This window comes from Selenomonas sp. CM52, assembly GCF_000292955.1.
Lineage (GTDB): Bacteria > Bacillota > Negativicutes > Selenomonadales > Selenomonadaceae > Selenomonas.
Genome location: NZ_ALNM01000030.1, coordinates 114,805 through 136,566, shown reverse-complemented (window position 1 = coordinate 136,566; position 21,762 = coordinate 114,805). Strand labels below are relative to the sequence as shown.

Annotated in this window: 21 protein-coding genes; 2 read left to right on the top strand and 19 right to left on the bottom strand. The window is 58.0% G+C overall.

Going from position 1 to position 21,762, the window contains the following annotated elements:
• Positions 1 to 275: 275 nt before the first annotated feature.
• From argH to argC, 7 genes are all read right to left on the bottom strand, one after another.
• On the bottom strand, positions 276 to 1,703 hold the full coding sequence (gene argH / locus HMPREF1153_RS08215; RefSeq protein WP_009646415.1) for an argininosuccinate lyase: 1,428 nt from the start codon (positions 1,701 to 1,703) through the stop codon (positions 276 to 278).
• Entirely contained in the window at positions 1,700 to 2,920 is a 1,221-nt protein-coding gene (locus HMPREF1153_RS08210) for an argininosuccinate synthase (protein WP_009646473.1), read from the bottom strand. Before HMPREF1153_RS08210 ends, argH begins: the two co-directional genes overlap by 4 nt.
• A 114-nt stretch (positions 2,921 to 3,034) precedes the next feature.
• Entirely contained in the window at positions 3,035 to 3,967 is a 933-nt protein-coding gene (argF, locus tag HMPREF1153_RS08205) for an ornithine carbamoyltransferase (RefSeq protein ID WP_009646464.1), read from the bottom strand.
• Between the two features lie 14 nt (positions 3,968 to 3,981).
• The gene (locus tag HMPREF1153_RS08200; RefSeq protein ID WP_198003334.1) at positions 3,982 to 5,187 is read right to left on the bottom strand and encodes an aspartate aminotransferase family protein; all 1,206 of its coding nucleotides are present in this window, start codon (positions 5,185 to 5,187) and stop codon (positions 3,982 to 3,984) included.
• A gap of 26 nt (positions 5,188 to 5,213) precedes the next feature.
• Positions 5,214 to 6,098, bottom strand: a complete 885-nt coding sequence (gene argB, locus HMPREF1153_RS08195; RefSeq protein WP_009646467.1) for an acetylglutamate kinase — start codon at positions 6,096 to 6,098, stop codon at positions 5,214 to 5,216.
• A 12-nt stretch (positions 6,099 to 6,110) separates the two neighbouring features.
• Positions 6,111 to 7,322 carry a bifunctional glutamate N-acetyltransferase/amino-acid acetyltransferase ArgJ gene (argJ, locus tag HMPREF1153_RS08190; RefSeq protein WP_009646372.1) on the bottom strand — a complete coding sequence of 404 codons (1,212 nt, stop codon included), beginning with the start codon at positions 7,320 to 7,322 and terminating at the stop codon, positions 6,111 to 6,113.
• 17 nt (positions 7,323 to 7,339) lie between these two features.
• A complete protein-coding gene (argC, locus tag HMPREF1153_RS08185; protein ID WP_009646456.1) occupies positions 7,340 to 8,374 on the bottom strand; it encodes an N-acetyl-gamma-glutamyl-phosphate reductase in 1,035 nt (344 codons plus the stop codon).
• Positions 8,375 to 8,568: 194 nt separating this feature from the next.
• On the opposite strand from argC, the gene HMPREF1153_RS08180 reads away from it, so the two are divergent.
• On the top strand, positions 8,569 to 8,811 hold the full coding sequence (locus tag HMPREF1153_RS08180) for a DUF2442 domain-containing protein (protein ID WP_009646439.1): 243 nt from the start codon (positions 8,569 to 8,571) through the stop codon (positions 8,809 to 8,811).
• 40 nt (positions 8,812 to 8,851) lie between these two features.
• Positions 8,852 to 9,601 (top strand): transglycosylase domain-containing protein, encoded by a 750-nt coding sequence (locus HMPREF1153_RS08175; RefSeq protein ID WP_037370301.1) that lies wholly within the window; start codon positions 8,852 to 8,854, stop codon positions 9,599 to 9,601.
• On the opposite strand, the gene HMPREF1153_RS08170 is transcribed toward HMPREF1153_RS08175, so the two are convergent.
• The 12 genes from HMPREF1153_RS08170 to HMPREF1153_RS08115 all read right to left on the bottom strand — a co-directional run bounded on the left by HMPREF1153_RS08170 (position 9,586) and on the right by HMPREF1153_RS08115 (position 21,749).
• The gene (locus tag HMPREF1153_RS08170; RefSeq protein WP_071530767.1) at positions 9,586 to 10,002 is read right to left on the bottom strand and encodes a YbaN family protein; all 417 of its coding nucleotides are present in this window, start codon (positions 10,000 to 10,002) and stop codon (positions 9,586 to 9,588) included. The two genes, HMPREF1153_RS08175 and HMPREF1153_RS08170, sit on opposite strands and share 16 nt — an antisense overlap.
• 112 nt (positions 10,003 to 10,114) lie before the next feature.
• Complete coding sequence (locus HMPREF1153_RS08165) at positions 10,115 to 10,663, bottom strand: hypothetical protein (protein WP_009646362.1); 549 nt, start codon at positions 10,661 to 10,663, stop codon at positions 10,115 to 10,117.
• 39 nt (positions 10,664 to 10,702) lie between these two features.
• On the bottom strand, positions 10,703 to 11,590 hold the full coding sequence (dapA, locus tag HMPREF1153_RS08160) for a 4-hydroxy-tetrahydrodipicolinate synthase (protein ID WP_009646474.1): 888 nt from the start codon (positions 11,588 to 11,590) through the stop codon (positions 10,703 to 10,705).
• A 90-nt stretch (positions 11,591 to 11,680) separates the two neighbouring features.
• Entirely contained in the window at positions 11,681 to 14,623 is a 2,943-nt protein-coding gene (locus HMPREF1153_RS08155; RefSeq protein ID WP_009646386.1) for an insulinase family protein, read from the bottom strand.
• Between the two features lie 6 nt (positions 14,624 to 14,629).
• The gene (gene purD, locus HMPREF1153_RS08150) at positions 14,630 to 15,907 is read right to left on the bottom strand and encodes a phosphoribosylamine--glycine ligase (protein ID WP_009646466.1); all 1,278 of its coding nucleotides are present in this window, start codon (positions 15,905 to 15,907) and stop codon (positions 14,630 to 14,632) included.
• A 10-nt stretch (positions 15,908 to 15,917) separates the two neighbouring features.
• The gene (locus tag HMPREF1153_RS08145) at positions 15,918 to 16,511 is read right to left on the bottom strand and encodes an IMP cyclohydrolase (protein ID WP_009646364.1); all 594 of its coding nucleotides are present in this window, start codon (positions 16,509 to 16,511) and stop codon (positions 15,918 to 15,920) included.
• A 38-nt stretch (positions 16,512 to 16,549) separates the two neighbouring features.
• Positions 16,550 to 17,161, bottom strand: coding sequence for a phosphoribosylglycinamide formyltransferase (purN, locus tag HMPREF1153_RS08140; RefSeq protein ID WP_009646488.1), 612 nt, complete (start codon positions 17,159 to 17,161; stop codon positions 16,550 to 16,552).
• On the bottom strand, positions 17,154 to 18,206 hold the full coding sequence (gene purM, locus HMPREF1153_RS08135; protein WP_009646436.1) for a phosphoribosylformylglycinamidine cyclo-ligase: 1,053 nt from the start codon (positions 18,204 to 18,206) through the stop codon (positions 17,154 to 17,156). Before purM ends, purN begins: the two co-directional genes overlap by 8 nt.
• A 92-nt stretch (positions 18,207 to 18,298) precedes the next feature.
• Positions 18,299 to 19,012, bottom strand: coding sequence for a phosphoribosylaminoimidazolesuccinocarboxamide synthase (gene purC, locus HMPREF1153_RS08130; protein ID WP_009646403.1), 714 nt, complete (start codon positions 19,010 to 19,012; stop codon positions 18,299 to 18,301).
• A 24-nt stretch (positions 19,013 to 19,036) separates the two neighbouring features.
• A complete protein-coding gene (gene purE, locus HMPREF1153_RS08125) occupies positions 19,037 to 19,528 on the bottom strand; it encodes a 5-(carboxyamino)imidazole ribonucleotide mutase (protein WP_009646498.1) in 492 nt (163 codons plus the stop codon).
• Positions 19,529 to 19,584: 56 nt separating this feature from the next.
• Entirely contained in the window at positions 19,585 to 20,739 is a 1,155-nt protein-coding gene (locus tag HMPREF1153_RS08120; protein ID WP_009646490.1) for a toxic anion resistance protein, read from the bottom strand.
• A 26-nt stretch (positions 20,740 to 20,765) separates the two neighbouring features.
• Complete coding sequence (locus HMPREF1153_RS08115) at positions 20,766 to 21,749, bottom strand: 5-bromo-4-chloroindolyl phosphate hydrolysis family protein (protein WP_009646504.1); 984 nt, start codon at positions 21,747 to 21,749, stop codon at positions 20,766 to 20,768.
• Positions 21,750 to 21,762 lie beyond the last annotated feature (13 nt).

Below are 21,762 nucleotides of genomic sequence, written 5' to 3'. Positions count from 1 at the left end.
CTATTGCAATTAACCTTGAAGTTTCGCGTAGTTTTGATAGAACGTTTCTTGGACATGCAGGATGCTCCTCTCGGCCTTGTTTTCTGTCAAAACATTCTCCCACAGGTTCTTCTTCCTGTCCTTTTTATGTGTCCAATTTCATTTTACAATTAACCATAAGCTCTGCACTTTCGATAGAATTCAACAGCAAAAAAAGGAGTGCCGACAGCGACACTCCTTTTTTTGCCGTTGAGATGCACGATTCGATACAACGTGCCCAGCAAGGGGCTTGCCCATCAATCGAGCCGAATCTCTTTCTTCTTCAACTCTTCCTGCTTCTTACCTTCCTCATCAAGCAGCGCTTTCGCTTTTTCGAGCTGCCACGCGACCTGGCTGTACGAAGTGCCGCCGAGGGAATTGCGGTTCTTTACGCAAGTTTCAGGACGAATGGCGTCTTTTATGTCCGCTTCGAAGAGGTCGGACAGGGCGTGGAATTCCTCCATGCTCATGTCTTCGAGCCACTTGCCCTGCTCGATGCAAAGATGCACGGCGCGTCCTGCGACGGCGTGCGCTTTTCTGAACGGCATGCCTTTCTTCACGAGGTAGTCGGCAAGGTCGGTGGCGTTGGAGAAGTCTTCCGTGACGGCGCGTTTCATGACGTCGCCTTTGACCGTCATGCCGCGCAGGAGCGCTGTGTAGACGGCGAGGCTGAATTTCACCGTGTCGATGGCGTCGAACACGCCTTCCTTGTCCTCCTGCAGATCCTTGTTGTAGGCGAGCGGCAGACCCTTGACGATCGTGAGCATCGCCATGAGGTGGCCGATGACGCGTCCCGTCTTGCCGCGCACGAGTTCGGAGACGTCGGGATTCTTCTTCTGCGGCATCATCGAAGAGCCTGTGCAGTGCGCGTCGTCCAACTCAATGAAGGAGAACTCGCGCGAGCACCAGAGGATGATTTCCTCGGAGAGTCGCGAGAGATGCACCATGAGGATGGAAGCGGCGGAGAGGAACTCCATGATGTAGTCGCGGTCACTGACGGCATCGAGGCTGTTCGTGTAAATGGCATCGAAGTGAAGCTCCTTCGCCACGAACTCGCGGTCGATGGGGAACGTCGTGCCCGCAAGCGCACCCGCGCCGAGCGGCATGATGTCCGCACGCTCGTAAACGCCCAGGAAGCGTGAGAAGTCGCGTGCGAGCATGGAGAAGTAGGCGAGCATGTGATGCGAGAAGAGGATCGGCTGCGCACGCTGCAAGTGCGTGTATCCTGGCATGATCACGTCGGGATAGCGCTCCGCCGTCTCGACGAGCGCACGCTGCAGGTCAGCGATGTAGCCGAGCACGGCGAGTGTCTGCCCGCGCACATAGAGGTGCGTGTCGAGCGCGACTTGGTCATTGCGGCTGCGCGCCGTGTGCAGTCTGCCGCCCGCCTCGCCGATCACGTCGGTCAGGCGCTTCTCGACGTTCATGTGAATGTCTTCGAGCGCGACGGAAAAGTCGAAGTCACCGTGCTCGATTTTTTGCAGAATGTCGCGCAGCCCGGAGATGATGGCATCTTTATCCGTTTCCGCGATGATGCCGCACTTGGCGAGCATCTTCGCGTGCGCGATGCTGCCCGAGATGTCTTCGCGGTACATGCGCTTGTCGAAGGAAATCGATGCCTGGAAATCGTTGATCATCTCGTCCGTGCTCTTGGAGAAACGACCGCCCCAAAGCTGTTCGCTCATTTCTTCCCCGCCTTTTCCTGCATGAGGGCACGCACCTTCAATGGCAGGCCGAAGAGGTTGATGAAGCCCGTCGCGTCGGACTGGTCGTAGACCTCGTCGCGCTCAAAGGTCACGAACTCCTGACTGTAGAGCGAGTACGGCGACTTCGAGCCGGCGCTGATGATATTGCCCTTGTAGAGCTTTAGGCGCACCGTGCCCGTGACGCTCTCCTGCGTGCTGTCGACGAACGCCTGCAGCGCTTCCCTGAGCTGGCAGAACCACATGCCGTCGTAGACGAGCTCGCCGAAGCGGATGGCGACGCCTTCCTTGTAGTGGTACGTCGCGCGGTCAAGGCACAGGTACTCAAGCTCGCGGTGCGCGTAGTAGAGGATCGCTCCGCCGGGATTCTCGTAGACGCCGCGTGACTTCATGCCGACGAGGCGATTCTCGCATATATCCGTGATGCCGACGCCGTTTCGCGCACCGATCTCGTTGAGCTTCGTCAGAAGTTCGACCGCGCCGAGCTTCTCGCCGTTGACGGCGACGGGAATGCCCTTCTCGAAGTCAACCGTGACATACTCGGGCTTGTCGGGTGCGTCCTCGGGAGCTTTCGAGATTAGGAACATCTCGTTCTTCGGCTCGTTCCACGGATCTTCGAGGTCGGAACCTTCGTGCGACAGGTGCCAGATGTTGCGATCCATGCTGTACGTCTTGTTTTCCTCGGCGACGGGGATGCCGTGCTTCTTAGCGTATTCGATTTCCTCCGTGCGCGCGCCAAGTTCCCATTCGCGCCACGGGGCGATGATCGTGAGGTTCGGCGCGAGCGCCTTGATCGTAAGCTCGAAGCGCACCTGATCGTTGCCCTTGCCCGTCGCACCGTGCGCGATGGCGTCTGCCCCTTCTTCCTTCGCAATCTCGACGAGACGCTTGGCGATCAGGGGACGCGCGAACGATGTGCCCAAGAGGTACTTGCCTTCGTAGACCGCCTGCGCCTTGAGCGTCGGCCAGACGTAGTCTTCGAGAAATTCCTGCGTGAGGTCTTCGACGTATGCCTTCGACGCGCCGGACTTCAGCGCCTTGTCATGCACGGGAGCGACCTCGTCGCCCTGCCCGATGTCGACGCACACCGCGATGACCTCGCAACCGTCATAGTTCTCCTTGAGCCACGGAATGATGACGGAGGTGTCAAGACCGCCCGAATATGCGAGTACAACTTTCTTCACTTTTGCCTTTGCCATGAAAAACAGCTCCTTAAAACATTTTATATCAAGGAAGCACTGATAAATTCAGCGTCTCCTTAAGAATACGCGCTTTCATAAAATTTTCCTGCCGGGATTGCAGATAAGATAAAGTCAGTCCGCCATCAGAAGCGCCATGATCGCCTTCTGCGTATGCAGGCGGTTCTCCGCCTCGTCGAAGATGACGTCGGAGAATGCTTCCATAACGTCGTCCGTGATCTCCTCACCGCGATAGGCGGGCAGGCAATGCATGACGATGGCGCGTTTGTCAGCGGCGGCGAGCAGGTCGCCGTTGATCTGGTACGGTACGAAAATTTTCTTGCGCTCCTCGTGCTCCGCCTCCTGCCCCATGCTCGCCCATGTGTCTGTCACGAGGATGTCAGCGTCCTTCGCCGCTGCAAACGGGTCGGTCACGAGCGTGATGCTCGCGCCTGTCTCCTTCGCATCTTCCTGCGCCCTCTGCGTCACCCCTTCATCGGGCGCGTAGTCTGCAGGCGTCGCGGCGACGAAGTTCATGCCCGTCTTTGCCGCCGCATACATCAGAGAATGCGTCATGTTGTTGCCGTCACCGACGTACGCCATCTTCAGCCCTTTGAGATTCTTGCCCTTGTGCTCGCGAATCGTCAAGAGGTCGGTCAGCGCCTGGCACGGATGGAGGAAATCGGTCAAGGCGTTGATTACGGGAATGTCGGCATACTTGGCGAACTCCTCCACCTTCTCATGCTCGAAGGTACGGATCATCACGCCGTCGAGATAGCGCGAGAGGACGCGAGCCGTATCCTTGATCGGTTCGCCGCGCCCGATCTGCAAGTCGCGGTTCGAAAGGAAGAGTGCCTGCCCGCCGAGCTGAAACATGCCCGTCTCAAAGGAAACGCGCGTCCTCGTCGAGGATTTCTCGAAGATCATGCCGAGCGTCTTGCCCGCGAGAACGCGGTGCTCTATGCCCGCCTTCTGCATCGCCTTGAGTTCTTCGGCAAGCGCGAGAATCGACTCGACTTCCTCAGAGGACAGATCATGGATGGAAAGTAAATCCCTGCCTTTTAACATACGTTTTCCTCCCTTCAGCCTTTGGCGTACTTCGCCAGAATCGGCTCCAAGATCGCACAGAGCTCGTCGATATGCGCTTCCTTGACAATCAACGGTGGCACGAAGCGCAGGACATTTCCTGCCGTGCAGTTGATGATCGCGCCGTGCTCCAAACATTCGTTGACAATGCCGCGTCCCTCTATGGAAAGCTCCATGCCGAGAAGAAGCCCCATGCCGCGCACTTCCTTGATGAGAGCCGGATACTTCTTTTGAAAGCCTTCGAGCTTTTCACGGAAATACGCGCCGACCTTGTCGACATGACCCAAGATGCCCTCTTTCTGCACCGTGTCGAGCACGACGTTCGCCGCCGCGCACGCGAGAGGATTGCCGCCGAAGGTCGTGCCGTGGTCGCCCGCATGGAACGCCCCCGCCACCTCATCCGTCACGATAAACGCGCCGATGGGCACGCCGCCCGCAAGCCCCTTGGCAAGAGTCACGATATCGGGCTGCACGCCGAAATGCTCGTAAGCGAACATCTTGCCCGTGCGCCCCATGCCGCATTGAATCTCATCGAAGATCAAGAGTGCGCCGTGCTCGTCGCAAAGCTCGCGCACGCGCTTCAAGTATTCTGCCGTGGGCACATGGACGCCGCCCTCGCCTTGAATCGTTTCGAGCATGACGGCGCACGTCTTCGCGCTCATCATCTTTTCCAGCTCTTCGATATTGCCGTAATGCACATAGTCGAATCCCGCCGGCAGTGGGCCAAAGCCTTCATGATACTTCGGCTGCCCCGTCGCCGTCAATGTCGCGAGCGTGCGTCCGTGAAAACTGTGCCACGCCGTGATGATCTGCGACTTTTCAGGATCTTTTGCGTGCGCATACTTGTGCGCGACCTTGATTGCGCCCTCGTTCGCTTCCGCGCCCGAGTTGGCGAAAAACGCCTTGCCGAGTCCTGTAAGGCGCACGAGCCTTTCCGCTGCATCCGCCTGCGCCTGCGTGTAGTAGAGATTCGAGCAGTGGATCATGCGCCCCGCCTGTTCGGCGATCGTCTCGACGAGCGGCGCATAGGCGTGGCCGAGCACGTTGACCGCGATGCCCGCGAGGAAGTCGATGTACTTCTTGCCGTTGTTGTCGAAAACGTAGACGCCCTCGCCGTGGTCGAGCACAATCTTGTAGCGGTTGAACACGGGCAGGTAGCCCGCTGCGTCCTTCGCGTAGATTGCTTCATCTGTTTCTCTCATAATTTCCCCCGCTTTTCCATGCGCCGTCACTTCACGACCTGCGTACCGATACCCGCCGAGGTGAAGATTTCCAAGATGATGGAGTGGCCGAGCCTGCCGTCGATGATATGCGTCTTTGCCGCACCCGCATCGAGCGCCCTCAGGCACGCTTCCACCTTCGGGATCATGCCGCCCGTCAAGGTGCCGTCCTCGATATAGCGGCGCGCCTCGGCTGCCGTGAGCGTCGAGATGAAGGATGATTTGTCCTCATAGTCCTTGTAGACGCCCTCGACGTCTGTCAGGAGCAGGAGCTTCTCCGCCCCGAGCGCACCCGCGATCTCCGCCGCCACGTAGTCGGCATTGATGTTGTAACTCTCGCCGTCCGCACCGACGCCGATCGGCGCGATGACGGGGATGTAGTCGTGCGCGATGAGGTCTTGCAGGAGGCGCGTGTCGATTTTTTCAACCTGGCCGACATAGCCGATGTCCACCTTCCGGCTCTCTTCCCCTTCGTAGACCGTCGCGAGCTTCTTTTGCGCGCGGATGAGGTTCGCATCCTTGCCCGACAATCCGACAGCACTGACTCCGCGGCGATTGAGGAGCGTCACGATGTCGGAGTTGATCTTGCCGTCGAGCACCATCTCGGCGATCTCGACCGTTTCTTCATCCGTCACGCGCAGGCCGCTGATGAACTCCGTCTCCTTGCCGACCTTGCCGAGAAATCCCGTGATCTCAGGGCCGCCGCCATGCACGATGACGGGCTGTATGCCGACGTACTTCATCAGCGCCACGTCCTGCATGACCTTTTCCTTGAGCTCTTCATTGATCATGGCGTTGCCGCCGTACTTGATGACGACGGTCTTGCCATAAAATTCCTGTATATAAGGCAGCGCCTCGACGAGGATCGCCGCCTTGTCGTTTGCCGCAAACATCGCTTCACCGCCTCAGGTATGGTACTCGCCGTTGATCTTCACATACTCATAGGAAAAATCGCACGTCCAGACCGTCGCTTCGGCACTGCCCAAGCCCATCTCGACATCGATGACGATGTCATGCTGCCCCATGACCTTGCGCAAGGCGTCTGCATCGCAGGAAGCGCCCGTGCCGTTCGCATAGACGGGAATACCGCCGAACTTCACGACGGTCTTTTCCGGCGTCATGGGCACGCCCGCATAGCCGACAGCGCAGATGACGCGCCCCCAGTTCGGATCTTCACCGAAGAACGCCGTCTTGACGAGCGGCGACTTCGCGACGCTCATCGCGACCTGCTTCGCCGCATCGAAGGACTCCGCGCCCGTCACATGCACGGTCAGGAACTTCGTCGCGCCCTCGCCGTCCGCCGCAATGCGCTCGGAAAGCCCCGTGCAGATCTCCTTGAGCGTCCGATAGAAAATTTCGTAGTCAGCGTTCTTCTCCGTGATCTTCGCGTTGCCCGCCACACCGTTCGCAAGCACCGTCACCATATCGTTCGTGCTCATGTCGCCGTCGACCGAGATCATGTTGAACGTGACCTCGGTGATTTCGGAAAGAGCCTCCTGCAGAAGCTTGCTCTCGATTGCCGCGTCCGTCGTGATGAAAGAGAGCATCGTCGCCATATTCGGCTGGATCATGCCCGAGCCTTTGGCAATCGCGCCGAAGCGCACCTTCCTGCCGCCGATCTCGACCTCCGTCGAACACGCCTTGGAGTATGTGTCCGTCGTGATGATGGCATTACCAGCATCGACGCTGCCTTCCGTGGAAAGGCTTGCCACAGCATCCTTGACGCCCTGCTCTAGCTTGTCCATCGGCAGATTCACGCCGATGACGCCCGTCGAGGCGACGAGGACGTCATCCGCCACACAGCCGAGCGCCTTCGCTGCGATCTCCGCCGTATGTTTTGCATCCTTCATGCCTTGCTCGCCCGTGCAGGCATTCGCACAGCCCGCATTGGCCACGATGGCGCGCGCTTTTCCGTCCTCGACCGCCGCTTTGGAAACGTAGACGGGCGCCGCCGCCACGGCATTCTGCGTGAAGACGCCCGCGACGGCAGCCTCTTCTTCCGAGTAAATCACGGCGACGTCGAGGTTGCCGCTCTTCTTTATACCGGCCTTGACGCCCGCCGCCTTGAATCCCTTGGGAAATGTCACGCCTTTTTTTGCTGCTGTATCAGAAAACATCTGTATACCCTCCTGCATTACGGATAAACTGCGATATGATCCAGCCCGAGCTTCTCATCGAAGCCGCAGGCGATGTTGAAGTTCTGCACGGCCTGTCCTGCCGCCCCCTTGACGAGGTTGTCGATGGCGGAAAGGACGACGACGCGACGCGTCCTCTCGTCGATATGCCAGCCGATGTCGCAGAAGTTCGAACCGCGCACCGCCTTCGTCGCCGGATAGCCGCCGCGTCCGAGAAGCCGCACGAAGTATTCCTCGCCGTACATCGTTTCATACGCTGCATCGACCATATTGGGTTCGATACCTTCTTTCAACCGCGCGTAGCATGTCGCGAGGATGCCGCGCGACATGGGCACGAGGTGCGGCGTGAAGGACAGGATGCACGCTTCGCCCGAAAGCTCCGTCATCGCCTGCTCGATCTCAGGCGTATGGCGATGCGTAGCGACGCCGTACGCCTTGAAGCTGTCGTAAAGCTCGGGCAGAAGATTCGCCTGCTTCGCCGAGCGCCCCGCGCCCGATACACCGGACTTCGCGTCGACGACGATGCTCGCCATGTCGACGAGGTGATTCTTGGCGAGCGGTGCGAGCGCGAGGATACTCGCCGTCGTGTAGCAGCCTGCGTTGCCAATGATCTTCGCGCTGCGAATCGCCTCGCGATTGAGCTCCGCCAGACCGTAGACGCGCTCAGCATCCTTGTGTGTATGCTTGACTTTGTACCACGCTTCATAGACCGATGTGTCAGAGAAGCGATAGTCCGCGCCGAGGTCGATGATGCGCGTCTTCTCGCCTTCGAGCGCCTTGCCCGCCGCCATCGCATGACCGTGCGGCAGGCCGATGAAAACGAAGTCGCTGTCTCTGCCGATGCGCACGATGTCCTTCATGCTCTCAAGCTCTTCATCGTAAATGCCGCGAAGATGCGGATAGATGCTCGAAATCTTTTCCCCCGTATGGCTCTCCGACGTGATATGCATGACATCCGCCTGCGGGTGTTCGTAAAGAAGCCGCAGAAGCTCCGCCCCCGCGTAGCCCGTAGCTCCGATAATGCTCACTCTCATGTGCTCGACCGCCCCTTCCCGAATTCCTTTGTCGAACGGCGTTTATAATTATACATTTTATTGCATAATTATGCAATAGGTTTGGGAGATTTATCTTCTAAACAAATTGTATAATTGCTGTTTTGCGAAATGTATTCCAAAAAAGTACGGTATAATTTATAATAAAGACGAACATACTTTAAGGAGTCATCTTTATGTTGCAACCCAAAGTTACGGCAGTAAAACCATTGCCCGATTACAAGCTGCTTTTGGATTTTGAAACGGGCGAGAAAAAGATTTTTGACGTTGGACCATACATCCAAGGAGATTGGTATGGCAAACTGCGCGACATATCGGTATTTCATACCGTGCATATCGCTGGACATACCGTTGCGTGGGCCGATGGACAAGACATCGCACCGCATGAGCTTTATGACGATTCCGTGCCTGCCAACTGAGTGCATTCAAAAACCATCAAAGGAGGACGCTTCCGCCATCATGAAAAAAATCAAGCGGCTCTTGCGCTTTTCCCTCTTTCTCCTCACCGTTTTCTGTCTCGCCTTCCTCGTCACAGGCAGTGCGGCGATCTTTCGTCCCGCGTTCTTCGACTCCATGCCGAAGATGCAGGAAGCTCGCCGCCTCATCTTTCTGCGTGATGCGGTCGCTGAGCGCGTGCGTCAGCGCGAGCGCTATGTGACAATCGACGAGATGCCCGACTCGCTCCTCGACGCCGTTGTCGCCGTCGAAGACAGCCGCTTCTACTCACATCACGGCTTCGATCCCGAAGCGATCGCACGCGCGACGCTCGTCAATCTGCAATACGGACGCATCGAGGAAGGCGCGAGCACGATCACACAGCAGCTCGCCAAAAACCTCTTCCTGTCCGATGAGCAGTCCCTCGACCGCAAGCTGGAAGAAGCGCTGCTTTCGCTCGATCTTGAGATGCACTACTCCAAGGATGAGATTCTGGAGCTGTATCTCAACACGATCTACTTCGGCTCAGGCTTCTACGGCATACACGAAGCTTCTGTCGGCTACTTCGGCAGAGAGCCGCACGAACTCGACCTGCCCGAGACGTCAATGCTCGCAGGAATCCCCAACGCGCCTTCCGTCTATTCGCCCTACGTTGACTTCATGCTTGCAAAGAAGCGGCAGATCGTCGTGCTCGACGCCATGGTACGGACGGGCTGCATCTCGGAATCCGTCGCAGAATCCGCCAAAATCAAACCGCTCTACTTCGCACACTGACCGACAGGAGGCTTCTCACACTTCCTCGTCCTGACGAAAAAGAGCATCGCAACGCCCTGGAGGAGCCATGCGCCGCCAAGCATCATCAAGCCCATGCAGTTGTCCAAAAGGAAGTAGCCGCTGACGCTCATGACGCCCGTCACAAGCGCCATGGTCTTGAGCTTCGCCTGCCACGTCATGCCGTTGCCGTCGTTAAACGGGACGACGTATTTCTGATACAATTTGGTGGCGGCAAACCAACGATGGAGACGCTCCGAACTCTTGGCAAAGCAGAACGCCGCCAGAAGATAGAACGGCACCGTCGGCAACAGCGGTAAAACGATGCCCGCCGTGCCCAAGGCGAAGGCGGTCATGCCGACACCGAGCCAAAGATAGCGCATCAAGCGATTCGCTGAAATCATCCGATCTTCCTTTCTGTCCGTATTGTCCGTGCAGATTTTCAGCTGCACCCCGCCGCATAAAGAAGGGGCTGCCGCACAAGTCCGATCGACTTATGCGCAGCCCCCTTTCCTTTTATTTCTTTGCCTGTTCGTTGGCGGAGCGCTCGAAGTTCTTGTAGAACTGCTCCGACAGAGCCTTGTACGTTTCCGTATTCGCCTTCTGGCTTCTGTTCGCTACGATCTGATAGGTGTAGAGAAGCTCGTTCGTGCCCGAGCGGTAGACATCGAAGAAAAAGACGATGCGACTGTTGTTCGCGACTGTCAAGACGACATAAGCATCGGCATCGGCGGCCACGTTTTCCTTGTAGATCTTTGCGGCCTGGCGGCGGTCGAGCGACTTGATGTCAACGCCTGTATTCTTCTGAATGTCGGCGGCAACCATATCATAGGAAAGCACATAGCTGCGCGCCACATTGCTTGCCTCATACATTGAAGCGAGCAATTCTTCTTTCGTCGGAGCGTCCTTCGTCGGCGTGTAGAGCGGCGCTGCGAGAGCAAGACGCTTGACGCTGACAATGTCGGCGCCCTCCGGAATCGTAACCTTGTCGGAGTTGGCGAAAGCAACCTGCATGCCGAACACGGTCAGGCAGACGAAAAGCATGACTTGGACAATCTTCTTCATTGAATCTTCCTCCTTGACTCTTTCTCAATCGGCATGAGGTCACTGCAAAAGGTTGTGACTCTTCAGCGCCTTTTTCAACGGTTCCAGATGCTCAGGCTCCAGCTCGGAAAGCGGCATGCGCAAGTGCCCCGTCTTGTAGCCCATGAGGCGCATCGCCGTCTTGACGGGAATCGGATTGACCTCGGAGAAGAGCGCTTCGATCAGATCCATGTAGTCAATCTGAATCTTCGCTGCTTCCTCAACCTTTCCCTCGAAGTACAGACGGCACATATCGTGAGTCGCCTTCGGCGCGACGTTGGAAAGAACGGAGATGACGCCCTTGCCGCCGACGGAGAGGATCGGCACGATCTCATCGTCGTTGCCCGAATAGACGTTGAGCGAATCGCCGCAAGCCTTACGGATGCGCGCCACTGCCGCGAGGTTGCCGCTCGCTTCCTTCGTCGCGTTGATGCGCGGATGCTCGGCGAGACGGGCATACGTCGCGGGCAGAATGTTGACGCCCGTGCGCGACGGCACATTGTAGACGATGCTCGGGATATTGACATTGTCGGCAATCTTCGAGAAATGCTTGACAAGGCCTCCCTGCGTACACTTGTTATAGTACGGCGTCACGAGCAGCAGCCCGTTCGCCCCCGCCTTCTCCGCATACTGCGAAAGTTGGATCGCGTAGTTCGTATCGTTCGATCCTGTGCCCGCGATGACGGGGATGCGTCCGCCGACTGTCTCAACGACAAACTTGATGGCTTCCTTGTGCTCGGCATCGCTCATGGCTGCCGCCTCGCCCGTCGTTCCTGTGACGACGATGGCGTCCGTGCCGCCCGCGATCTGATCTTCGATGATGCGGCCGAACTCCTCGAAGTTCACGCCATCTTCCGTAAAGGGAGTGATGATGGCGACGCCCGCACCAGTAAAGATTGGTTCTTTCATTCCGAAGTCCCCCTTGATATTATCTCATTTGGAGAGAAACGCCGACGTGTGCAGCGTTTCTCTTCATTATGGCATGACAAGGGAAGAAAGTCAATCAGCCGCACTGCCCAGAGCGTGCAGAAGCCCGCCGAAAAGGCCTGCATTTTCCTTCAGTTTTTCTTCATTGCCGAAGACGCACAGGACATTTTCCTGCATGCAGGCGTCGACGACATCCGCCAGCGCGCGAATGTCCGCCTGCCGCGTCGCAAGAATCTCATCGCGCGACTTCTGACGATCGGCTTCCGTCACATGACGCAGGAAGCCATCCTGCGCGGCAAGTCCCTTGAGTTGCGGCGTCAGCGGCGCGTCGACCGTGCTGATCGTGCCGATGATGAACTTCACCATCTCGCGGTCGGACACGTCGAAGCCGCGTAAATAGTCCGCCGTCTTGTCGAAGACGTCGAGCGTTTCCCTGAGGTTCGGATCGCGGTACGAGCCGAAGAACAGGAAGCCGACGCGGCTGAACTGCGTAAATGCGCCATAGGCGCCGCCCTGCACGCGGATTTTCGTCCAGAAGTAGTCGTAGCGCAGGATCGTCTCCAGAACGCTCATGCTGCCCGTGTAGGAAAAGCCGAGGTGCAGGAAGTTCGCCGCCTTGCCCACATACTGCACGCGGCTCGACGACAGAATCCCCTCGTTCTTCGCACGCACATCAAAGTGATAGACCTGCGGCTCTGCCTTCGCCTGCGGCAGACGGCGGCAGAACTTTGCGGCCTCCTCAGCGAACGTGGCATATTCGGCTTCGGCGAGCGTCACGCCGATGGTCAAATTGCCCTTGGTAAAGACGAGCGGCAGAAGGCTCGCTAGCGTCTCGGAAAGCTCCTCGAAGCGCTCCTCGAAGTGATCGGTGAGGTCGGCGATGAAGCTATAGAAGGACAGCATCGCCTGCTCGTTGTAAGCGCCCGCCGGCGACAGATAAGACGCGATGCGTGCCGCCATGCTGCGCTGCGAGGCGCTCATGACGCGAGCCTCCATGACGGCGCGGCACTGTCCGCAAAGCTCCTCGATGCGCTTCTTGTCCGTGAACTTGCTCTCGGTCAGAACTTCCGCGAGAAACGAGAACAGTTCGGGCAATTTGCGTACGAAGGCGCGTGCACGCACGCGGAACATCGGCATGCAGGAATCTGGCTCGCCGTTTCGGACGGCGGCGGAATTTTCGTACGATATGCCGCCCGTATGGAGGTTCGAGAGATTCGACAGCTCGGCGTACGTATGGCTCTCTGTGTCAACCGCATCAAGAAGCTCGGTCAGCAAAAAGAGATACGGGATGTGCTCCTGTGGTACGCCCTGCGCATCGAAATAGAGGTTAACGTAGGCGATCTTGTTCGTGAAAATATCGCTGTGGAGCGCCTTGCAGCCCTCGATCTCGCGCTCGGTGAGCGGCAGTTTCTCCACTTCCCTGCGAATATCGGAGAGTTCAAGAAGAGGGATCGTCGCCAGGGCCTCCGCTGTCTCGGAGCTTTCCTGCCGTTCCTTCAGTCGTTTGTTCATCTCGATGATGCGCTCAATCTCCTCGTGCGTGAGCGCTTGCTTCTTCTTTTCCAGCGCTTCGGCAAGCGCCGTCTCGCGCTCAGAGGAAAGCGTCTTGCTCGGCTTGAGCACGACGAGCGAACGATGCGCATTCTTCACGAGGTACTTTTCCAAGACCTCTTCAAAGTAGCGCCCTTTGAGTCCTTCGCGCATCTTCTGAAAAAGCTCCTCATAATAGAGGTAGAGCGCAGGGTCGGCATCGTAGAGCCAGCTGTTCATGATCTTGATGTTGTAGACAAGCCCCTTGGGGAACGTGCCGAAGTCCGCCTCACGCGCCTTGAATTCGAGGCGGTTGATCGACGCTTCGAGCAGCGTCTTGTCGATGCCGTTCTCGATGAGGCCGCGCATCGCCTCTTCCGTCAGGCGGCAAAACTCCTCGGCGCGCTCGGCCTCCGAACTCGTGACGATGATGCTCAGGTAAGGCTGGCGCAGCGCATCCTCGAAGGAAGCGCTGACGTCCTTGCCGATCTTCGCGTCCATCAGCGCTTTTTTGAGGGGCGCGGCTTCCGTCTGCAGGAGAGCATGCTGCAGGATTTCAAGAGCGAGCATCGCTTCGGCATCATCCGCCTCTCCCACGAGCCAATTCAGCGCCAAGAAGGTTTTCTCCGACTCCTTCTCCCCCTCGCTAATGGAGTAAAAGTCCTCCTTGCGAGCCATATCACGGAAGGACTGCTGCAAAGCAATCTCGGAATGCGGCTCAATTCGGTCGAACGCGGCGAGATATTCGCGGTCGAGATAGGCGAGTTTTTCCTCAATGTCCATCGCGCCGTAGAGGTAGATATAGCTGTTCGACGGATGGTAGTAGCGACTGTGAAAGGCGCAGAAATCCTCATATGTCAGCGTCGGAATCGCATCAGGATCGCCGCCCGACTCGAAGCCGTACATCGTATCGGGATAAAGGGAGAGCATGATCTTGTTCTCAAGCACGTCATCGGGCGAGGACAGAGCGCCCTTCATCTCGTTGTAGACGACGCCGCTGTAGCGAAGCGGCTCTTCGGCATTGTCGATCTCGTAGTGCCAACCCTCCTGCTGGAAGATTTCAGGCGTCTCCTTCATCGAAGGATAAAAGACCGCGTCGAGATAGACATCCATGAGGTTCTGGAAGTCCTTGTCATTGCGGCTCGCCACAGGGTACATCGTCTTATCGGGAAAGGTCATGGCGTTGAGGAAGGTGTTCAAAGAGCCTTTGACAAGCTCGACGAACGGCTCCTTGAGCGGGTACTTCCTGGAGCCGCAGAGCACCGAATGCTCGACGATGTGCGCCACGCCCGTATCATCCGCCGGCGTCGTACGGAAGCTGATGGAAAAGACTTTGTTGTCGTCGTCGTTTTCCAAAAAGAAAAGGCGGGCGCCGCTCTTTTCATGCACGAACGCATAGGCCTTCGCATCGATCTCCGGCACCGTCTGCTGCTTGAGCAGACGGAAACCGTGGAGAATCTCATTTTCCTTGAGGTTCAACTTCATAGAGGTTCATTTCATCCTTTCCAATGCACGGTGCGCGATGTCCTTGCGGCAGAAGGCGTCCTTGAAATGTACGCACCCGACGCCGCGATATGCCTTCTCAACCGCCGCGCGGATATCCGCCGCCTCGGCGACGACGTTCAGCACGCGGCCGCCCGCCGTGACGATCTTGCCATCCTTCTCTGCCGTTCCCGCATGAAAGACGAGGCATCCTTCCGCCTCAGCATCGGCGAGACCCGTGATTTCCGCGCCCTTCTCGTAGGTCTTCGGATAGCCACCCGCCGCGAGGACGACGGTCACCGCCGCGCCCGTGCTCCAAGGGATCTCGACATCGGCGAGATTGCCGTCGACGCACGCCAGCATGATTTCGACGAGGTCGCCTTTGAGGAGCGGCAGCACGACCTCCGTCTCAGGATCGCCGAAGCGGCAGTTGAACTCGACGACCTTCGCGCCTTCCTCCGTGACCATGAGTCCTGCATAGAGGCAGCCTTTGTAGAGCCGTCCTTCCTGCTCCATCGCGCGGATCGTCGGCTCCAGGATCGTCCGCTGCACCTCGGCGACGAGTGCGGGCGGCGCGACGGGTGCGGGCGCGTAAGCGCCCATGCCGCCGGTGTTCGGCCCTTTGTCACCGTCGTAAGCGCGCTTATGATCCTGCGACGGAATCATCGCGCGAATCGTCTTGCCGTCGGTGAACGCAAGGATGGAAACCTCCTCGCCCGCCATGAATTCCTCGATGACGACGCGGCTGCCCGCCGCGCCAAATGCTTCGCTCTCCATGATCTCGTCGATGGCGGCGAGCGCTTCCTCCTCGGTCATGGCGACGACGACGCCCTTGCCCGCCGCGAGTCCGTCCGCCTTGACGACGATGGGCGCACCCTCGGCTTTGACGTAGGCGCGTGCGGCGGCGGCATCGGAAAACACTTCATACTTCGCCGTCGGGATGCCGTACTTCTTCATGAGGTCTTTGGAAAATGCCTTCGAACCCTCAATCTCCGCCGCGAGCTTCGCGGGGCCGAATGCCTTGATTCCCTCCGCCGCCAGTGCGTCGACGAGTCCGCCCGCAAGCGGCGCCTCAGGGCCGACGACAACGAGATCGATGTCGTTCTCCTTGGTAAAAGCGACGACTGCCGCATTATCCGTCGGAGAGATCTGCGGTACGCATTCGGCGATTGCCGCCATGCCCGGATTGCCCGGAATCGCATAAAGCTTCTCCGTCTGCGGACTATCCTTGAGCTTCCAGACAAGTGCATGCTCGCGCCCGCCGCTGCCGATGACCAAAATCTTCATCTCGTTGCTCCTATTTCTCAATCTGCTCCGAAAGATATGCGGCGATGTGCTCATCGTAAACCGATGTATGACGGAAGGCCTCACGAGCGAGTTCCATGCGCTTCATGCCGCGCACGCAGCCGTCCTTTTGGATCATTTCCGCAACCTCATCGTAGTGCGAAGGATTCGTCACGACGGCAACGAACTTGAAGTTTTTCGCGGCGGCGCGGATCATCGCAGGGCCGCCGATGTCGATGTTCTCGATCGCCTCGGCGAGCGTCACGTTTGGTTTCGCCACAGTCGCATCGAACGGATAGAGGTTGACGACGACGAGATCGATCGGTGTGATCTTGTGCTCCTTCATCTGCTGTACATGCTTGGGATCGTCGCGCACGGCGAGAATGCCGCCGTGGATGTAGGGATTGAGCGTCTTGACCCTGCCGTCCATGATCTCAGGGAAGCCCGTGACATCACTGACGTAGAGCACGGGGATGCCCGCATCGCGGATCGCCTTCATCGTGCCACCCGTCGAGACGATCTCAACACCGGCATCATGCAGCTTGCGTGCGAACTCGACGACGCCCGTCTTGTCCGATACACTGATGAGAGCACGCTTGATTTTCATGGTCAACCTCCACCTTTCGTCTACAACAAACAAATAGCTTATTCCAAAATCGTCACATGGCGGCCTTCCACCTTGAGCCGCCCATCCACATAGAGCGCGATAGCGCGCGGATAGAGGATATGTTCCTGCTCCAACACCCGCGCGGCGAGCGTATCTTCCGTATCGTCATCCATGACAGGCACAGCCGCCTGCAGGATGATCGGCCCTGAGTCCATGCCCTCGTCGACGAAGTGAATCGTGCAGCCCGAGACCTTGACGCCATAGGCGAGCACGTCGCGATGGGCGTGCGCCCCGCCAAACGACGGCAGGAGAGACGGATGAATGTTCAATATGCGCCCGCAAAACTTGCGCACGAAGTACGGACTCAAGATGCGCATGAAACCTGCGAGCACAACGAGTGTCACGCCTGCCTCTTCAAGCGCTGCAACGAGCTTCTCCTCGAACTCCTCGCGCGTCGCACACGCTTTGCGATCGACGCAATGATGCGCTATACCCGCCTGTGCCGCGCGTTCCAAGGCCTTCGCTTCGGGTTTGTCCGTCAAGACGACAGCGATCTCAGCGCGAATCTCGCCCTGCTTCTGCGCCTTGATGATGGATTCGAGGTTCGTGCCGCGCCCCGAGCACAGGATGCCGAGAACTTCCTTACGCATCGAGAACCCCGCCTTTGATCGTCACATCATGCGCACCCTTCTTGACGCAGCCGATCTCGTAGACCTCCTCGCCCACTGACGCAAGGTGAGCGCGAATCTTCGCGGCCTCCTCGGGCGCGGCGATGATGACCATGCCGACGCCCATGTTGAACGTGCGGTACATCTCATGTCCATCGACATTGCCCCACTCTTGCAGCAGGCGGAAGATCGGCGGCGTCTGCCAGGCGGAAGCATCGACCTCTGCGGCAAGATGCTCGGGCAGGGCGCGCGGGATATTTTCGTAGAAGCCGCCGCCCGTGATGTGCACCATGCCATGAATGTCGAACTTTTCAATGAGCGGCAGACACGCGCGCGGATAGAGCCGCGTCGGTGTCAGAAGCTCCTCGCCGAGCGTCTTTTGAAGCTCAGGGAAGGTTTCAGCTCCCGTGAAGCCCTTGTGCTCGAAGCAAATCTTGCGCACGAGCGAGAAGCCGTTCGAATGAACGCCCGAGGACGGCAACGCGAGCAGCACGTCGCCCTCCTGGACGCGCTCGCTCGTGATGATCTTCGACTTCTCGACGACGCCGACAGCAAAGCCTGCGATGTCGTACTCGCCATCAGCATAGAAGCCCGCCATCTCCGCCGTCTCGCCGCCGATGAGCGCACATCCCGACTCCTTGCAGGCGGCGGCAACGCCCTTGACGACAGCGGCCGCCTGCTCGGGAACGAGCTTGCCGACGGCGAGGTAGTCGAGAAAAAAAAGCGGCTCTGCACCCTGCACAAGGATATCGTTGACGCACATGGCGACGGCGTCCTGCCCCACGGTATCGTGCTTGTCGAGCATGAAGGCAAGCCGCAGCTTCGTGCCCACGCCGTCCGTACCTGAGACGAGCACCGGCTCCTTGTACTTCGCTGCCTGCAGTGCAAAGAGGCCTCCGAAGCCGCCAAGATCGCCGAGCACTTCGGGGCGGTACGTCGCACGCACGCTGTCCTTGATGAGTTTGACGGATTCATTGCCCGCGTCGATATCGACGCCCGCATCGCGATAGGTAAGTTTCTTTTCCATTCTGCCTCCTCCAACACAATCGAAAACGAAAAAATGTAAAGAAATACACAAACCCACCGCCATCCAACAGAATGGCGGCGGGCTGCGGGCTATTATCTCTCCTCGCCTGTCAGGCGGCGCAGAATCTCCTTGTAGGCGTCCTCCACGTTGCCGAGATCACGGCGAAATCTGTCCTTATCGAGCTTCTCGTTCGTATCGCTGTCCCAGAAGCGGCAGTTGTCCGGCGAAATCTCATCGGCAAGAATGATCGTACCGTTCTTGTCCCTGCCGAATTCCAGCTTGAAATCGACGAGCGTAATCTTCTTCGTCTTCAAATAATCGCGCATAATCTCGTTGACCTTCAAGGCCTGGCGCTCAATCTCACGGATCTCCTCATCCGTCGCCATCGCCATTGCCTTGACATGGTAGTGGTTGATCATCGGATCGCCAAGCTCGTCGCTCTTGTAGTAAAGTTCCACGATGGGGATCGCCATCTTCGTGCCTTCTTCAAGGCCGAGGCGCTCGGCAAGGCTGCCCGCCGCAATATTGCGCACGACGACCTCAAGCGGAATGATCTCAAGCTTCTTGACGATCATCTCACGGTCGCTCGGCATGCTGATGCAGTGATGGTCGATGCCGTTCTTCTTCAGGAGATCAAAGAAAAAAGCCGTGATCTTGTTGTTCATGACGCCCTTGTCGACGATCGTGCCCTTCTTCGCGCCGTTGCCTGCCGTCGCATCGTCCTTGTAATAGACGAGCAATTCGTCGGGATTTTCCATCTCGTACATGATTTTTGCTTTGCCTTCGTACAGAACCTTCTTGCTCATGATTTTCTGTCCTCCGTTAAATTTCTACTGATTGACCTGGGAGGCGACGCGCGCCGCCTTCTTCGCCACGCCTTCCCTGAGCTTCTCGCGATACTCTTCGAGCTGCTTTGCCACAGCGGCATCGCCTGCACCGAAGATTTCGAGGGCGAAGACCGCCGCATTCTTCGCGCCGTTGACCGCCATCGTCGCGACGGGGATGCCCGACGGCATCTGCACCGTGCTCAAGAGCGCGTCGAGACCATTCAAAGGCGTCGCATTGATCGGTACGCCGATGACGGGAAGCGTCGTGTAGCTCGCGATAACGCCCGCCAAGTGCGCTGCCGCGCCCGCCGCTGCAATGATGACGCCGACACCGTTTTCACGCGCGTTTTCGGCATACTCATGCACCTTCGCGGGTGTGCGGTGCGCCGACGCCACGATGACATCGACCTCGACGCCGAACTCCTTGAGAAGCTCCACCGCCGGCTTCATGATCGGCCAATCTGAGTCACTGCCCATAAAAAGAGCTGCTTTCATGAAAGTTCCATCTCCTTTTCTCTTTAGTGTATGATAGCAGATGAAAGGAAACGCTGTCAACCGCTTCGCCCGTCGAGCGTGCTTTCGAGTGCCTTCTTAAGCCTGCCTTCCAACTCGACAAGCTCGGCTTCCGCCGCGCGCCTTTTCGCCCTGCCTTCCTGCTGGATTTTCAGCGTTTCCTCGATCGTCGTCACGAGGTCGTCGTTCACCTTGCGCACCGTCTCGATGTCCACGATGCTGCGCTCATTCTCCTTCGCCGTCTCGATCGTGCCGATCTTGAGCATTTCCGCATTCTTCTTCAAAAGGTCGTTCGTCATCTCATTGACCGAATGCTGCATCTCAAGAACCTTCTTCTGGTTCGCAAGACCGAGCGCTATGACCATCTGATTCTTCCACAGTGGAATCGAGTTGTAGATCGCACTCTGCACACGGTCGATGAGAACCTTGTCGTTGTTCTGTATGAGTCGGATCTGCGGCGCCGTTTGGATGGAGATCGTCTTGCTGATCTTGAGGTCGTGCACCTTCTTCTCGAAGCGCTCGACGGAACTCTCAAAATCACTGACGACCTGCGCTGCCATCGGATCGCTCGAAGCGGCAGCCTGCGCGCGCAGCTTGGGCAGCGTGACTTCACGCATCTCCTGCATCTTCTCCTCGCCCGCGCGAATGTAAAGTTCCAGCGTCTTGAAGTACTCAAGATTCTTCGCAAAGAGAGTGTCGAGCATCGTGACGTCCTTCATCATGAGCATGCGCGCCTTCTGCAGCGACGTCTTGACCTTCTCGACCTGCACGGAAACCTTCTCGTAGCCCTGCATCATCGTCTCCGCCTTGCCGACGAGGGAGCTGACGAGTGGCAGCTTCTTCAAGAATCCGCCGTCCGATGACTTCGGCTCGAAACTCTTGACATTCGTCAGAAGCTCGCCCAGAAGCTCACCGACGTAGCCGCTGTCTTTTGCACGCACGTTGCAAAGAATGCTGTCCGAAAAGTCGGCGATGTTCTTCTGCGCCGCCGTGCCGAAATCGATGATCGCCGCCGAATCCGTGAGGTCAAGCCCCTCCTTGATCTTCTCCACCTCGGCACGCTCCGCAGGCGTCAGTTCCTCGACCGTCTGCGCGATGCGCTCAAGCTCCTTTTCAGGCGCAAGTTCCAGCGCCTTTTCCTGCGGCTGCTGCGCACGCTTGCTCAAGAGATCGTCCAGATTGATTTCCGCCATTTCTCCCTCTCCTTTATCTGCTCTGCCTAATCCTCATTACAATAATCGAAATAAAAATCATCGACGGGCATGAAGAGCCAACGCACGCCCTCGATGAAGCCGACGAAGATCGGCAGTCCCGTCCAGAGGAACAGGATGTAACCAACACCCTGAAAATTCTTGCCCAGAAAAAACTTGTGCGCACCGAAACCACCGAGGAATATGCCGAGCAGCGACGCCTTGATCTTGCGCCGCACGACTTGCCAGTAAAGCTCCTGCGGTATGACGCTCGTCCCTCGCGCGAGACTCGAAACCTTCTGCAGGAAGATTGGCGTCGCGTTCGCCGCCTTCATCGGATGCTGCGCACCTCGCCTTACGAAGGGCTGCTCCGCCGCTTCGGGCACGGTGCACGCTTCCCCCATCGCCTGCCCCTTCATCGAATGCTGCAGCACCTCGATCTCAGCGTTGAGATCCATGAGCTGATAGTTGATGACGCGCTTGAACTCCTCCTCATACGTCGTGCGCAGGGAAGAAAGCATCTCCTTGACACGCCGCTTCGCCTGCACCACCTCTTCGGAGGCGAGCTGCGTTTCCTCAAGCTCGACATACTGGCGCAGCATGACGACCGCCTTCTCCTGATATATCTCGATGAAATCCTCCGCTGCCGCGATGCGTTCGGGATTGCGCTCCAGATAGCGCAGCATATTGCCCGCAACATGCTGCAGGGTGACAAGCTCCTGCGACATCTCGCGATCCTTCACCTTTTGCCGCAAATCCTGCAGGACATCGTAGTCGCCTGCCGCCTTGGCAAAACTCGCTTCCAGAAGCTCCGCTCGCGCATCGGGCAGCCCCTGCAGCTGCGCCCTCTTGAGCTTCAGCCTCTGCTTTCCGCCGCGCAGTCCCCTCGCCTGAAAAAGTGTAAAGCCGCCGAGAAAAACCATCACGCCGGCCTTCCACCACTCCCCCTCATAGCCGAGCCAAGCGCCGCCGCCCAAAGCGGCGATTGCGAAAATCAGCCACAGATAGCGCATACGCTCGCTCCCT